Source organism: Paenibacillus sp. VTT E-133291 (genome assembly GCF_002264395.1).
In the GTDB taxonomy this organism is placed as follows: Bacteria; Bacillota; Bacilli; order Paenibacillales; family Paenibacillaceae; genus Paenibacillus_AQ; species Paenibacillus_AQ nitricinens.
This window is the reverse complement of record NZ_NFVA01000001.1, coordinates 141,745-156,113: the sequence shown is the minus strand read 5'-3', so window position 1 is coordinate 156,113 and position 14,369 is coordinate 141,745. Positions and strand designations below refer to the sequence as shown.

At 41.7% G+C, this 14,369-nt stretch carries 11 protein-coding genes; 8 read left to right on the top strand and 3 right to left on the bottom strand.

Features of this window, described 5'->3' with window-relative positions; genetic code table 11:
• The first annotated feature begins 18 nt into the window (after nucleotides 1-18).
• The 6 genes from CA598_RS00645 to CA598_RS00620 all read left to right on the top strand — a co-directional run bounded on the left by CA598_RS00645 (nucleotide 19) and on the right by CA598_RS00620 (nucleotide 7,526).
• Nucleotides 19-975 carry an ABC transporter permease gene (locus CA598_RS00645; protein ID WP_094868768.1) on the top strand — a complete coding sequence of 319 codons (957 nt, stop codon included), beginning with the start codon at nucleotides 19-21 and terminating at the stop codon, nucleotides 973-975.
• A 9-nt stretch (nucleotides 976-984) separates the two neighbouring features.
• Nucleotides 985-1,887, top strand: coding sequence for a carbohydrate ABC transporter permease (locus tag CA598_RS00640; RefSeq protein ID WP_094874947.1), 903 nt, complete (start codon nucleotides 985-987; stop codon nucleotides 1,885-1,887).
• A gap of 74 nt (nucleotides 1,888-1,961) precedes the next feature.
• Nucleotides 1,962-3,713 carry an ABC transporter substrate-binding protein gene (locus CA598_RS00635; protein ID WP_094874946.1) on the top strand — a complete coding sequence of 584 codons (1,752 nt, stop codon included), beginning with the start codon at nucleotides 1,962-1,964 and terminating at the stop codon, nucleotides 3,711-3,713.
• A 122-nt stretch (nucleotides 3,714-3,835) separates the two neighbouring features.
• Nucleotides 3,836-4,930 carry a GerAB/ArcD/ProY family transporter gene (locus CA598_RS00630; RefSeq protein WP_094874945.1) on the top strand — a complete coding sequence of 365 codons (1,095 nt, stop codon included), beginning with the start codon at nucleotides 3,836-3,838 and terminating at the stop codon, nucleotides 4,928-4,930.
• A complete protein-coding gene (locus CA598_RS00625) occupies nucleotides 4,927-6,384 on the top strand; it encodes a spore germination protein (protein WP_094874944.1) in 1,458 nt (485 codons plus the stop codon). Before CA598_RS00630 ends, CA598_RS00625 begins: the two co-directional genes overlap by 4 nt.
• Nucleotides 6,381-7,526 carry a Ger(x)C family spore germination protein gene (locus tag CA598_RS00620; protein ID WP_094874943.1) on the top strand — a complete coding sequence of 382 codons (1,146 nt, stop codon included), beginning with the start codon at nucleotides 6,381-6,383 and terminating at the stop codon, nucleotides 7,524-7,526. The genes CA598_RS00625 and CA598_RS00620 overlap by 4 nt, the downstream gene beginning before the upstream one ends.
• 93 nt (nucleotides 7,527-7,619) lie before the next feature.
• Here the strand turns inward: CA598_RS00620 and CA598_RS00615 are convergent, their stop codons facing one another.
• Nucleotides 7,620-8,789 carry an MFS transporter gene (locus CA598_RS00615; RefSeq protein WP_094874942.1) on the bottom strand — a complete coding sequence of 390 codons (1,170 nt, stop codon included), beginning with the start codon at nucleotides 8,787-8,789 and terminating at the stop codon, nucleotides 7,620-7,622.
• A gap of 185 nt (nucleotides 8,790-8,974) precedes the next feature.
• Between CA598_RS00615 and CA598_RS00610 the strand changes: the two genes are divergently transcribed.
• The gene (locus CA598_RS00610; protein WP_094874941.1) at nucleotides 8,975-9,523 is read left to right on the top strand and encodes a TetR/AcrR family transcriptional regulator; all 549 of its coding nucleotides are present in this window, start codon (nucleotides 8,975-8,977) and stop codon (nucleotides 9,521-9,523) included.
• A 108-nt stretch (nucleotides 9,524-9,631) separates the two neighbouring features.
• A complete protein-coding gene (locus CA598_RS00605) occupies nucleotides 9,632-10,885 on the top strand; it encodes a sensor histidine kinase (protein WP_094874940.1) in 1,254 nt (417 codons plus the stop codon).
• An 80-nt stretch (nucleotides 10,886-10,965) separates the two neighbouring features.
• Here CA598_RS00605 and CA598_RS00600 read toward each other — a convergent pair whose 3' ends face one another.
• Together CA598_RS00600 and lacZ are read right to left on the bottom strand one after the other, a co-directional pair.
• A complete protein-coding gene (locus CA598_RS00600) occupies nucleotides 10,966-11,283 on the bottom strand; it encodes an S-layer homology domain-containing protein (RefSeq protein WP_094874939.1) in 318 nt (105 codons plus the stop codon).
• A gap of 17 nt (nucleotides 11,284-11,300) precedes the next feature.
• Entirely contained in the window at nucleotides 11,301-14,369 is a 3,069-nt protein-coding gene (lacZ, locus tag CA598_RS00595; RefSeq protein ID WP_094874938.1) for a beta-galactosidase, LacZ type, read from the bottom strand.

Genomic DNA, 14,369 nt, shown 5'->3' with positions numbered 1-14,369 from the left:
ATCGAAGGAGGGACATAAATGAAAGCGATTACCTCAAAAGCTCAATCTGAGCCGAAGAAGTCAACCTCACGCTTTTGGCCAACTTTTTTACAGCAAAAATACCTCTATATGATGGCCTTTCCATTTGTGCTCTGGGCATTTGTATTCAATTATTTGCCTTTATGGGGATGGACAATGGCTTTTCAGAAATACAAGCCCGGGAAATCCTTTTTCGAGCAAAAATGGGTCGGCTTACAGTACTTCAGAGAGCTTATTCAGGATGATCAATTCTTCAATGCACTTCGCAATACGCTCGCAATGAGCATCATGGGCCTATTGGCCGGATTCATCATTCCCATCCTCTTTGCCATCCTTCTGAACGAGTTGCGACTACAGTTTCTAAAACGGTTTGTGCAGACGGTCTCGTATCTCCCCCACTTCGTATCATGGGTGGTGGCTGCCGGGATTATTACCAAAATGCTCTCTACCGATAACGGTGCGGTAAACGACCTACTGCTGGGTCTTCATCTAATCAGTGAGCCTATTCAATTTATGGCTAAAGGTCATTTATTCTGGGGAATCGTCACGGCTTCGGACGTTTGGAAGGAAACCGGATGGAACACCATCATTTATCTTGCAGCCATCTCAGGCATTGGTCCAGAGCTTTATGAAGCAGCGCGGGTAGATGGTGCAAGTCGCTTGCAGCAAGTGCGAAACATTACACTTCCAGGTATCCAGACAACGATCATTATTTTGCTCATCATTTCCATCGGGCATTTAATTAGTATTGGGTTCGAGAAGCAGTTCCTGCTCGGTAACAACCTGGTGCGCGATTATTCTCAGACACTGGATTTGTACGCGCTGAACTATGGTCTGGGCATGGGTCGATTCTCCTTCGGTACGGCCATTAATATCTTTAATTCTGTAGTGAGCGTGATTCTGCTGTTTGTCGCCAACGGGATATTCAAAAAAATAACAAAGGAAAGCATCATATAGGAGGCCCTTATGCTAAGTAAAAAACTGGCCACCGTATCATGGTCGGACCGTATCTTCGATCTGGTAGTCTATATAGCGATCACTGTAGTGACCATAGTTACGCTATATCCTTTTCTGAATGTGTTGGCCATTTCCTTTAATGACTCCACAGATAGCATTAAGGGTGGAATCACGATCTATCCTCGCGTCTTCACTTTAAAGAACTATGAGACGATCTTTGCGTATTCTGGTCTGATGACCGGACTCAAAATCTCGATCTTGCGTACGGTGATTGGCACGATTCTTGGGTTGGTCAGTGCATCCATGTTAGCTTTCACTCTGAGTCGGGTAGACTTTCAAGCCCGAAAGTTCGTCTCTACATTTCTCGCGCTTACAATGTATGTCTCTGGGGGGCTCATCCCTGGTTACATCTTAATCAAGGATCTTCATATGATAGGAACCTTTAGTGTGTATGTCCTCCCCGGTCTTGTCAGTGCATTTAATGTATTTGTTATCCGTTCCTTTATCGATGGCTTGCCCTATGCGTTGCAGGAATCCGCTAAGCTGGATGGGGCTAATGACTTCACAATTTATTGGCGGGTTATTCTTCCGTTGACCAAACCTGCGCTAGCAACCATCGCTCTCTTTTTAGCCGTTGGCCAATGGAATTCATGGCTGGATACTTATCTCTACAATGGTTCCAAGGATGCGTTGACTACCCTGCAATTCGAGCTTATGAAGGTCATACAGAGTACGACAACTAATGCGGACAATTTCCGAGGTCGCAATATGACGGAGGTTATGGCACAAATTTCTCCGGAGTCCGTCAAAATGGCAATCACGATCGTAGTCACAGTGCCTATTCTAATCGTCTATCCGTTTTTGCAGCGCTACTTTGTTAAAGGAATGACTTTGGGTTCAGTAAAGAGCTAATACGCTTATGGTATCAGCAGGCTCAGCCTGTATACACAATAATTTTTTGACCAGAAAAAGGAGGGTTTCTATTCATGACAAGAAAGACAGTAAAATCGCATGTGATATGGATGGTCATGACTTTACTGATCAGTGTACTGGCAGGTTGTAGCGGATCAAGTAACAAAACAGCAGATAACAACGCAGAAAATAAATCTAAAAATGAAGTCAGTGCCACTGCAGAAGCTACCGCGGAAGCAACTGCACAAGCCGAAGATTTAAGCCCGCTGACACTCTCCTTCTTCGCAGAAGATCCAAATCCGAACTGGAACAATATGAAAGACGACATCAGTAAAGTGATTACAGAGAAAACAGGCGTCACACTCGATGCTGAATTTGCGGTAGGTGATCCACAACAAAAAATCGCATTGATCGCTGCTGGTGGTGATTATCCGGATATTATCTCCGCCAAAGCGGATATCGGTAAACTTGTAGACGCTGGAGCAGTCATCGATCTAACCGAATTAATCGACAAGTATGCACCTAATATTAAACGTGTACTCGGCGACAACCTTGCTCGGGCAAAATATACGAATGAAGACCAATCCATTTATGCCATTCCGACCTGGGCGGCAGTTGATGAGAAGAAATTTGTGGCTGGCGGCGGTTTTGAGCTTCAACATCGTGTCTTGAAGGAAGCCGGATACCCTGAAATCAGAACAGTCACCGATTATGAGAATGTAATTAAAGCCTATCTGGAGAAGCATCCAACTGATGAAAACGGCAATAAGAACATTGGAGTCTCCCTGAACGCAGATGATTGGCATATGTATATTTCTGTCACTAACCCTGCTGTTGCTACGACAGGTGGTTCTGATGACGGAGAATATTATGTTGATCAAGAAACCCATGAGGCGATTTACCACTTCCGTCGTCCGGAGGAGAAAGAGTACTTCCGCTGGCTGAATCATATGAATGACATCGGATTGCTCGATAAAGAGAGCTTTGTGCAAAAGTATGACCAATACAAAGCTAAAGTAGCCACTGGACGGGTTCTAGGTTTGATTGACCAGGATTGGGACTATAATGATGCTCAGCAGGCGTTGAAGACGGCAGGCAAGTTCGAACAAACTTACGGTCATTATCCGGTAACTTTAACGAAAGAATACAAGGAAACTAGCTTCTGGCCTACCGGCTTCATGGGTGGCTATGGCATCTCGATCTCCAGCACAAACCCAGACCCGATTCGTACAATTAAGTTCCTTGATTTCCTCGCTTCTGACGAAGGACAAATCTTGAACAATTGGGGAATTGAAGGTAAGCATTATGTGGTGGAGAACGGCAAACGGGTCGTTCCAGCAGATGTACAAGAACGTATCAACAATGACAATACAGCCTTCACTAAGGAAACCGGAATCGGCTTCTACTGGAATATGATGGTTCATTACGGAGACGGCGCTAAGGATGCAAGTGGCAATTATTACACTAAAAACTTCCCCGAACAACTTGTACTTGGGTATAGCGATGTCGAGAAAGAAACTTTAGCCGCCTACAAGGCAACAACTTGGAAGGATCTATTTCCGAAAGAAGAAGAATTCATTGAAAAAGCCTATGGTGCAGCATGGAATATCGCGATTCCAGGTGAAGATGAGGTCACCATTCTAGGCAACAAAATGAGAGATATTACATGGAAACGTATTCCGGAAGCCATTCTTGCCAAACCAGCAGATTTCGATAAAATCTGGGATGACTACATGGCAGCTTTAGAGAAAGCCGGCGTAGAAAAAATGGAGAAAGGTTACACCAAATACGTGCAGGATCGTGTTGCCTTATGGAGTAATAAATAAAAACACTCTGAGTCGTGCGGATGTCTGCACGGCTCTTTACGTTTCCCCCTACTCAACTTCCCAGAATAAATCACCTCCAAGAATGGCATTATAAGGTAGACGGTTCCGGTTTATTTAGGAGGATGAGGAAAATCAAAACAAATATTACGTTTATTCAAGCCATTATGATTATTATGCTGAGCACAGGCCTTCTAAATCATGTCATTATCATCCCCATCCTATTGGACGCGGCAAAACGTGACGCATGGATCTCAGTGCTGCTTGCTGGGGCATGTGCGCTAGTTTGGATCTTTATCCTGCACATTAGTACTACCAAAATCAAAAAGCAGCATCTTTTCGCTTGGCTGGCAAAAGCTTACCCTCCTATCGTGAGCCATATTCTTTCGGTATTCGCTTGTGTATATTTGTTTCTCTTATGCATGCTTACAACTAGGGACACTGTCTACTGGGTGCATCTAACATTTTCTCCAGAGACACCTATACTGGTCCTTACTTTCATATTGCTTTTAATTTCCGTAATAAATGCATATTTAGGTATTCACTCTCTCGCTAACACCGCTGGTATTTTGTTGCCTTTTGTTGTGATATTAGGTTTTTTTATAATGATTTCTAACACAACGCATAAAGATTATTCCTTGTTAAGGCCGATGCTTGAGCACGGTATGCAGCCCGTTTGGAATGGGACAGTGTACGTAGGCGCAGGTTTTGTTGAGGTCATCATGCTTTTCTTTATGCAACACCACATCAAATCACGATTGTCATATCTATCGTTTATGATCATGATCCTGCTTATCTTAGGCCTAACGATGGGACCGATTATTGGTGCAATTGTTGAATTCGGTCCAGATGAGGCTGATAAACTCAGATTTCCCGCGTATGAAGAATGGAGATTACTAACGATTGGACGATATATTGAGCATCTGGACTTTTTTAGCGTTTATCAATGGTTCAGTGGTGCTTTTCTGAGAATTTCCTTAACCATGTTCCTTATTCTCGATATACTCCAAATTCAAAGTAAAAAAGTGAAAATGTTGGTTCTTGGGAGCATTTCTTTAGCTATTGTAGTGTTCACAGCCATACCTTTTAGTGATCAATTTTTTCTGAGCATGTTAGCTCATTATGTACTTCCCTTTTCTTTATGGGGCGTACTCGCTTTTTCTGTAATTATTGCAGGGCTGATTAGCTTGGCTCAACGAAAGGGGAAAGTAACATCATGAAAGAGCCTGAGCAAGAGGAGTTAAATACGTTCGAGAATATGTTCTCACGAATATTTGGTTCAAGCTCAGACATTAAGAGACTGACTCTCTCTTTGTCTGACTCTGACAATGCCGTTCAACTGGTTTATTGCCAGGGGTTGTGCGACGAAATCAAAGTAGAAGAATACATCATACCCGAATTAAAAAAGATTCCGGAATCTATCCTCACATCCCATGAACTCGATCTCATGCAAAAGGTTCCGTTTCACATGACCACCCTTCCATCAAGTGAAATTGAGATTGAAAATTCATTGGTTGACACTGTGCTAAATGGTGATCTTTTCCTTCTATTTACGCCATCAAATCAAAGTTATGTCGTGAAATTAGCTGATCCTCCTAAACGACAACCTGAGGAACCAAATACGGAAGTGTCCACACGGGGGCCGAAGGATGGCTTTACGGAAGAATCATTTACCAATATTGCCCTTATTCGAAAAAGGCTCAAGACCGAATTATTAGCGGTTGAAGAATTCACGATTGGAACCCAAACCTCGACTGAAGTTCATCTTTTATATCTCAAGGAAACGATTAAGCCTCATGTACTTAATGAAATCAAGTCAAAACTAAACAGCATTCAAATCCAAGGATTGGTGAGTAGTACCCAGCTTGAAGAAAGTCTGACTAGATTTTCATTCTTTCCATTATTCTCATATACGGGCAGACCTGACTATGCAGCGAATTCAATTCTTCATGGAAAATTCGTGCTGTTAACGAATGGTTCACCTACTGTAATTATTGCGCCAGTGAGCTTTAGCTTCTTATTGAATACTTCGGAAGATGCACATATGGTAAATATCTTTGTTGCTTTCACTAGGTTATTAAGAGTCCTAGGTGTGATGCTTTCCCTGTTTTTACCGGGCTTTTGGATTGCGCTTACTACGTTTCACCAAGATCAAATTCCCTTTACACTGCTTGCAACATTAGTGAATTCGAGACAAGGCGTACCTCTTCCGGCTCCTCTGGAAGCAATTGTGATGCTCATTTTATTTGAGATTTTTCGAGAAGCCGGGATGAGATTACCTACCGCTTATGGCCAGACCTTATCGGTAGTTGGAGGTTTAATTATCGGTCAGGCAGCCATTAGTGCCGGCATTGCAGGCCCAGGTACAATTGTGGTTATAGCCATTTCAGTATTAGCTACCTTTACATTGGTGAACCAGTCATTAGTTAGCGTCGTTAGCTTGCTTCGAATTATTGTACTCTTTATCAGTGGGTTTCTAGGATTGTTTGGTACAATGACATGTCTGCTTGCGCTGGTGCTCTTTATGGTCAATTTACGTTCTTTCGGCACCTACTATCTATCCCCTTTATCCCCGCCTCACTTGAAGGATTTTTATAAAGTTATTTTCAGAATGCCGTGGGGAAAAGGGAAATTTACAGACAATACGGGAACTAAAGGACGAGATCGATCATGAAATTGATCCAATGCATACTTATTACCGCTCTGCTCTCCACGCTGCTTACAGGTTGTTGGGGATCAAAAGAAATTGAGCATATGATCTATGTGAATACATTAGGAGTCGATTATGTAGATAACAAAGTCGTTGTTTATATTCAAATGGTTAACTTTAGTGGTATTGCGAAGAAAGAGGCGGGTCAGAGCCAGGAACAAAAAACTTTCATTGGAAAAGCCGATGGTGATTCGTTTGATAATGCGATATTCAATTTATATGCTACTAGTCCACAAAGAATTGTCTGGAGCAATGTGAAAACGATCGTATTTAGTGAAGCAGCGCTAAAGAAGGGCAATGTTGTTAATCAAGTCTTGGATGTTTGGGATCGATATTATGAATTTCGTTACACCGTTTGGACTATGGCGACCAGCGAACCCATGGAAGATGTGCTGAATACCCCTTCGATCGCTGATCTATCGGTGATTTACTCACAACTTAACAGTCCCATGCGAACCTATGAACAGAACTCGATTATCGCTCCGCTATATCTGTACAAATTTATATGGAAATGGAGAGAGAACGCCGAAACGGTACTATTGCCTTATCTTAAAATTGCGCCAGACTGGACCAATAACAAAGTGCCTTCTCCCAATATTAGCATGTCAGGAATCTGTTTTCTGCAAAATGAGCAATTCCGTGGATGCTTGAAGTCTAAAGATATTTTAGGAGTTCGATGGCTGGAAAAAAAGACACAAAGAACGCCAGTGATAATCAAAGATGACAAAAAAGTACTAGCTGTGATCGTCATGAATAAAGTTAAATTCTCTATTCGTCCAAAGATGAAGCATGGCAAACCTGTCTTCGTTATTAAAGTGTCTATGCAGGGCACACTTCCGGAGTTGAGCGCAAACCTTAATCGAAATGATCTTGAACTGAAAGCCATAAAAGTAATTGATGATCAGATTAGGGAAACTTACTTGAAAGGTTTAGAAATAAATGCCGATGTATATGGACTCTCAGGCATATTCTATCGTAACCTTCCAGTGGAATGGAACAAACTGAATGTTAAGGGAATCTTACCGCTCGATTCAAGCAGCATCGAAAAGATTGATATCAGAGTGAATCTGACCAGTGGTGGGATATCTAAGATTGAAAATCAATAAGACATAATTTCATTGCGAACTGCGTGCGGTTGATTAATATAAGAGATAAACGCTTCGGGTCTAACAACTCGATGCGTTTTTTCATTAATATGACTACAATAACTGTTGTTTTGCTGCACTAAAAAAGAAGATCCTCAGAAGAATAGGGAATAAACTCAATACCAAAAATAACACCCCACCTAAAACGATATATTGTGTACCCATTCCAGATATGAACATTCCACCTATAGCTGTACCAATGGTTATTCCTAAATTACCGCAAGATAGAAACAATCCATTAGCAAAATCAGGAGCCTCTGGAACCGCAGATGAAATCCAATGTTGACTGATCAAGTTTCCTATTGCATAGAATAAACCCCATAATAAAACTGTTATGATCATAGGTCCTGTGAAAGCACCCGTTAAGAATGATAAGAGATAAATGATACCTAATATAAAAGGGAATAATATTACAGTTTTTATCGCATTTTTTGAGAGCAACCTTCCTCCTGCGATGTTTCCAACCAAGCTGGCCAAACCATATAGTAATAACACCAAGCTTAATGTTTTCCCCGAAATATGTGTTACGGACTCAAGATACTCCGCAATGTAACTATTAACACTAGCACTCGCTGACCCTATAAATACGACCGCAACAATAGCAAGCCAAGCAATTGGCTTTTTTAATACACTTAATTGAGATCCGTAAGTAAGCCTCTCCTTAATCGGCATAGAAGGTACGAATAGTAGCGTAGCTATGAATGCCAGAGCGTTTACAATAGCAAAGAATAACATCGCCAACTCTACCGTGCCTTCGGTAGCAATATAGTTAGTGATCGGTACGCCGAGGACCATCCCTCCTGTCACGCCTAACATTACTTTAGAAACAGCCTTTGGAGCCTCTTCCTTACTGACCGATGTAGCAGCTATTGTCAAAGCCAATGAACAATACACTGGATGAAAAAAGGCTGGCAGCACTCGGGCCATGAGCAACACAGTAAAGTTTGATGTGAACATGGAAATGATATTGCCAAGTATAAAAATACCGAGTACAAGTAACATAACTTTTTTACGATTTAGACCTGAGAATAACAAAGGCATCGTGGGACCAGCGATAGAAACAGCAAGTGCAAAGAGACTAACTAACAGCCCTGCTTTGGAGACCGTGACATGGTAGTTTTCGGCTATTAGCGGTAATATCCCTATTACCCCCATTTCAGTTGTCAGAATGCCGAAGACTCCTATGACTAGGATAAATAGATACCATTGATTTTGTTTTGCCATATGAACCCCTTCAGTATCGAAAATTTGTTTTACACCGGATAGTAAACATTGATGCATTATTGCTCTAATGTGTATTATTAAAGAATGCTCGAATTTCTTCAATTATCAAATATTAATAATTCGTATATTAATTCACACGTGGCTTGAATCTGTTTATTATCTGAAGGAAAGTTTGGTGATTCCACTTGGCAAAGGTCGATAGAAGAATTCTTAAATCACAAGCAGCAATAAAAAAAGCAATGATTGAACTGATGTCTGATAAAAGTTTCGATCACATCACATTGAAGGATATTTCAGACCGAGCCGATGTTAGCCGCAGAACGATCTATCTTCATTATCAGGATAAGTATGATTTATTAGATAAGCTAATCGAGGAACATATCCAAGAACTTCGAGAATCCTGTGAATCAGATTCGGAAATTAGTGCTGCACATAGAAATTTGACCTGGTTCGAATACTTTGAAAAAAATTATTTATTTTTTTCTGCCATGTTATCTAGTAAAGGAGCCCCTTTCTTTCGGAGTCGGTTTCTTGAATTTGTCATCGAGGATATCAAGAATGAATGGGATATGGCAGCGGGGAAAAAACGGGGATTATACGAAGACGTTATTGTTCAGTTTATTGCACCAGCGTATGTAGGGATCGTAGAATGGTGGTTTTCTAACGAAATGCCTTATCCACCTCATGTTATGGAAGCACAATTGGAGATTTTATTAGAAAGCAACCTATCATAAAAGATCTTCCCTATTCTTCTTATCTCTATCCATTTTCAGGAGGAGGAATTCTTACTTACAACGAATAACAATATATCAAATTCTTTTTAAACTGGTGGGAGGGCTAAGATGCTGTATATAAAAGATTTTTTGTTACAATTACTGTTTGCCCTAACCCCCTTTGTCCTTTATACCATCTACTATCGTGACAAAGCTGAAAATTATTCAAGGCAATTCATTACCATAACCTGTATGATTTGTCTTTTCATGTCGATGTCATTTCCATTTACTGTGGAGGATGGAATTATATTCGACATTCGTTATGTGATCATGTTTTTCGGAATGGTGTATGGTGGTATGACTACTGGAGTTTTTCTTCTCGTTGAATTTTTAACCTATCGCCTGCTTATAGGTGGGCAGGGACTATTTTCAGCGATCATTATTCTTTCCATCACCTTTAGCTTATCTGCGCTTTTATCCAACGTATACCGTCGCCGTTCTGAATACCGAAAACTTATTACATTCGTTGCAGGTTTTAGCTTTTCCGTCATTCCTATAGCTACGATGTTTGTAACGGAATATCAATATTCGATTCAGCATTTAAAGTTTAACGTCCTGGTGATGCCAGTACTAAATTTCCTTGGAATTTGGATATTGATTTCTCTTTTTAATAAAGCAGTATCTGATAAGGAATTGTATTTGAGGTATCTACAAAGTGAAAAATCTGAAACGATTGCTCATGTAGCCGCTTCTCTAGCCCATGAAGTCCGTAATCCACTTACAGCCGTTATGGGTTTCTTGAAATTATTAAAGGACGATTCTATCACCAGAGAAAAGAGTCAGAAATATATTGCTATTTGTCTTGAAGAAATAAAGCGGACTGAGGTTATTCTTTCTGAGTATCTTTCGATAGCTAAACCAAATCATGCAGTGGTAGAGAAAATTGAACTTGTGCAGCAGATCAACTCGATTGTAGAGATCATGACCCCGTACGCCAATATGAATAACGTCTCTTTGGAAATGCAACATTTGGAGGATAAACTATATATCTCTGCAAATCCTACTGAAATCAAACAACTGTTCATTAATTTTATAAAAAACGCGATTGAAGCTTGCGCTGTTCTCGCAACAGGTAATGTAAACATTCGTATCGAACGTCAATCCGAATATGCAAAAATAACAATCATTGATGATGGAGTCGGGATGAGCAACGAGCAGATGGAGCGACTTGGAATCATTTATTTTTCAACTAAAAGCAAAGGAACAGGATTAGGACTTACCCTTTCTTATCAATTCATCCGTTCGATGAACGGTGATGTAACTGTACGAAGTAAATCAGGAGAAGGAACTGAATTCATTCTCACTTTACCTTTGACTAATTAATATCGGAAAAATGTTCCAACAAAGCAAAAAAGACGCTCAGCTCAAACTTAGCGTTTGAACCGAGCATCCCGCTGAATCATTTAGTTCATAAACTTCAAGTATTGTAAAATTTGTTTAATCATCACCGCTGCCTCAGCACGTGTTGCTGCATCTTGCGGAGCAAATGTTGTTTCTGTTTTACCTTTGATAATTCCTTTGGCTGCTGCTTCTGTTACTGCTTGGCTAGCGTAACCTGAGATGCTAGCTTGATCGGTAAATGGAGTGCGCAATTGAGCTTCTGCTCTATGCTCTCCTTTTACCAATATTACTTTTTGTTGTCTCATCATTGCATCTTTGACCTTATTGTTCCAACCGCCAGTGATATTACCGAACCAGGCAACTGTTATCCATTGAGGCAACTGCTATCCGTCTCTAATTATGCTCTACGAATTGTAAATTCAAAATCCAAATCTTTTGATGGATCAATTAGATATTCATCAAGAACTGGCGCTCCCCAGCTGTCATCACCGCCAACGCCCATTTGCCGACCGGCAATCGTAACAACGGTATGATGAATGTTCGGCAGCTCATATTGATGCGTAGCACTCTCCAGCTCCATTGCCGAATATGGCGATATGTTGGCTTCAACAGGGGCTGAGACTGGTGAGGATATTATAATCCCTTGACCAAGATCGTTGGTTATCGATACTTCGCGTACACCTGTACGGTTGCCCGATTCCTGCGGTACCAAATAGGACGATACATTGTCCACCGCATGATTCTGAAAGCGACACAATCTCGCGCCAAAGGAACGGTCAATATAATTTTCTTCTGGTCCATTCGCATACCAATTCAGCTGGTAATAATCCGCTGGTACCTTAAAGGTTAAAGCAAAGAGGGGAAACTTCGGTAAACCCGGCTCTCCATAGTAGCTTGATTTCACCTTTATGCTCCCATCGGAGAACACCGTGTATGTCACACTTACTCGCACTCCCTCTGACACACTCAGTTTATATACATAGGTCACAGTCGCTTGGTCTTCTTCTTCCATAAGCTCGAAGCTTAAAGTTCTTCGGCTCAAACTTGCTGCATACCAAGCGGAAGAGTCGAAATGCATTCCCGCACCCTTGTCGTTATCTGTCATCGCTCTCCAGAAGAGCGGTGCCGGCGGCGAAGAGATCATTTCTCTTCCTGAATATTTAACGGAGATTAATGTACCAGCCTGCTTCGAGAACATTACGGAGAAGTCACGACCGTGAACGCCAATATTTACATCCCCTTCAACTACGCGAAAATCATTCAGGGCAGGAGTTACCTTAGGATGGATGGAGTTCATATCAGTCAATGTGCTCTCCACTTGAAAAACATACTGTCCAAAAGCGATTTCATAACCAGCATTTGCCCATAACGAATCTTCCTTGAGCACAAGAGAAACATCTAAACTATACTCACCAGAGTGATTAGTCTCTGGTAAATCAAGTTCAACATATCTTTCTTCTCCGGGTTTAACCTGGGCGAATACAATCCCACGATAGATTTCCCTGCCCTCATAATTCAGACAATATTTCAATTTATGCGCATCTAAGCCAACAAATAAATTCTCATTTCTAATAGTTACGCCATGACAATCCGGAGACAGTTTGATGTTCTGATATAGAAATTTCACTTCCTGCATTTTTGGCGACCATCTCCGATCCGCATACACTATTCCGTTTCCGGAGAAGTTGTAATCGGTTGACCGATCATCGAAGTCACCACCATAAGCCATATAAGGTTTTCCATATCGATCATTTTTTACGATGACCTGATCCATGAAGTCCCAGATGAATCCACCTTGGTACATTGGATACTTCTGCTCTAGCTCTGTGTATTTATGCAATCCTCCGACGGAATTACCCATCGCATGCATATATTCACAGCTAATATATGGCTTTAATGGATTCTCTTTTAAATACAATTCGATATCTGCTGCCTTCGCATACATCCGGCTCTCCATGTCACTCGAATCATCATATTCGCGGTTATGGAACACTCCTTCATAATGAACCAAACGTGTAGAGTCCTTCTCACGAAAATAATTCGCTACGTTCCGAATGACTTCTCCGGCAAAAGACTCATTGCCACAGGACCAAATCAAAATCGATGGATGGTTCTTGTCTCTCTCCACCATGGAGATCGCACGATCCATTACGATTTCCTGCCATTCAGGCTTACTGCCCGGTATGTTCCAAGATGGTTCTACAACACCCATTTTTTGCCATGATCCATGCGACTCTAAATTCATCTCGTCAATAACATACACACCGTATTCATCACACAGTTCGTACCAGAGTGTTTCATTTGGATAGTGCGACGTCCGTACAGCGTTGATATTCGCCTGTTTCAAAGTCTTTATATCCCATAACATATCTTCTTTTGTAATGCTGCGACCGAAGCGGGAATTAAACTCGTGCCGGTTAACACCTTTGAATACAATACGTTTACCATTCAAGTGCATAATCTTATTTATCATCTCAAATTTTCGAAAACCAACCTTTTGTGGCACGACTTCCACAAGATCTCCGGCTGCGTTGTAGACAGATACGTAAAGGGTATACAAACAAGGATCTTCTGCGCTCCACAGATGAACCTTTGATGCCTCAAGCGTAAGTGAAACGGAATCCCCTGAAACTCCAGTCTCACTACGAACTACAAGATTTCCTGCTTTATCCTTAAGCTCTAGGACCACTTTCGAAGCTGGCTTACCCATCAACTGCAAATCAGCTTTCAGCGTTCCCTGCTCAAATTGTCCATCCAGATCGGTCTGAACGTGGAGATCCCGCACGTGAACTTCAGGCACAGTATATAGGTACACATCACGAAAGATTCCAGAGAAGCGCCAGAAGTCCTGATCCTCCAGCCAACTCCCGGTACTACGCTGATAGACCTCAACCGCCAGCTTATTCTCACCTTCCGTTAAATACGGTTTCAGATCGAATTCACTCGGAGTAAAGCTATCTTCGCTATAACCAACAAACGTCCCATTTAGCCATATATAAAAAGCGGTTTCTACTCCTTGAAAAGAGATATACAGTGGACGTTGCTCCCAGCCCGCAGGCACTACAAAATATTTAACATAGCTGCCTACAGGATTGTGATCCTCAGATATCATCGGAGGTCTAAGATGCTCATGACCATCCCATGGGTACATCGTATTTACGTACTGAGGCTGCCCAAAGCCCTGAAGCTGGATATGTCCAGGAACCTCAATATCATCCCATCCTCTACAGGACACGTTTTCCTTATAAAAATGCGCCTGCCGTTCCATAGCATTGTGGGCGTAACTAAATTTCCAACTTCCGTTCAGGCTATGGCGCCAACGCATTTCTCCAAGCCTTTCAGCTTCAAGCTTCGTCCCGTAATACCGATGATCGGAGTGCGCGTGTATTCTGCCTACTGCATAAATGGAAGGGTCTGACAACCATTCCAGACTTGGAGCGACGCCCCGTTCAGCCTGCTGCTTCAT

What these genes read in the sequence shown, in the direction of transcription:
- CA598_RS00630 (WP_094874945.1), top strand. Translation starts at nt 3,836, where the DNA reads ATGAGGAAAATCAAAACAAATATTACGTTTATTCAAGCCATTATGATT.
- CA598_RS00645 (WP_094868768.1), top strand. Translation starts at nt 19, where the DNA reads ATGAAAGCGATTACCTCAAAAGCTCAATCTGAGCCGAAGAAGTCAACC.
- CA598_RS00635 (WP_094874946.1), top strand. Translation starts at nt 1,962, where the DNA reads ATGACAAGAAAGACAGTAAAATCGCATGTGATATGGATGGTCATGACT.
- CA598_RS00640 (WP_094874947.1), top strand. Translation starts at nt 985, where the DNA reads ATGCTAAGTAAAAAACTGGCCACCGTATCATGGTCGGACCGTATCTTC.
- CA598_RS00605 (WP_094874940.1), top strand. Translation starts at nt 9,632, where the DNA reads ATGCTGTATATAAAAGATTTTTTGTTACAATTACTGTTTGCCCTAACC.
- CA598_RS00625 (WP_094874944.1), top strand. Translation starts at nt 4,927, where the DNA reads ATGAAAGAGCCTGAGCAAGAGGAGTTAAATACGTTCGAGAATATGTTC.
- CA598_RS00620 (WP_094874943.1), top strand. Translation starts at nt 6,381, where the DNA reads ATGAAATTGATCCAATGCATACTTATTACCGCTCTGCTCTCCACGCTG.
- lacZ (WP_094874938.1), bottom strand. Translation starts at nt 14,369, where the DNA reads ATGAAGCAGCAGGCTGAACGGGGCGTCGCTCCAAGTCTGGAATGGTTG.
- CA598_RS00615 (WP_094874942.1), bottom strand. Translation starts at nt 8,789, where the DNA reads ATGGCAAAACAAAATCAATGGTATCTATTTATCCTAGTCATAGGAGTC.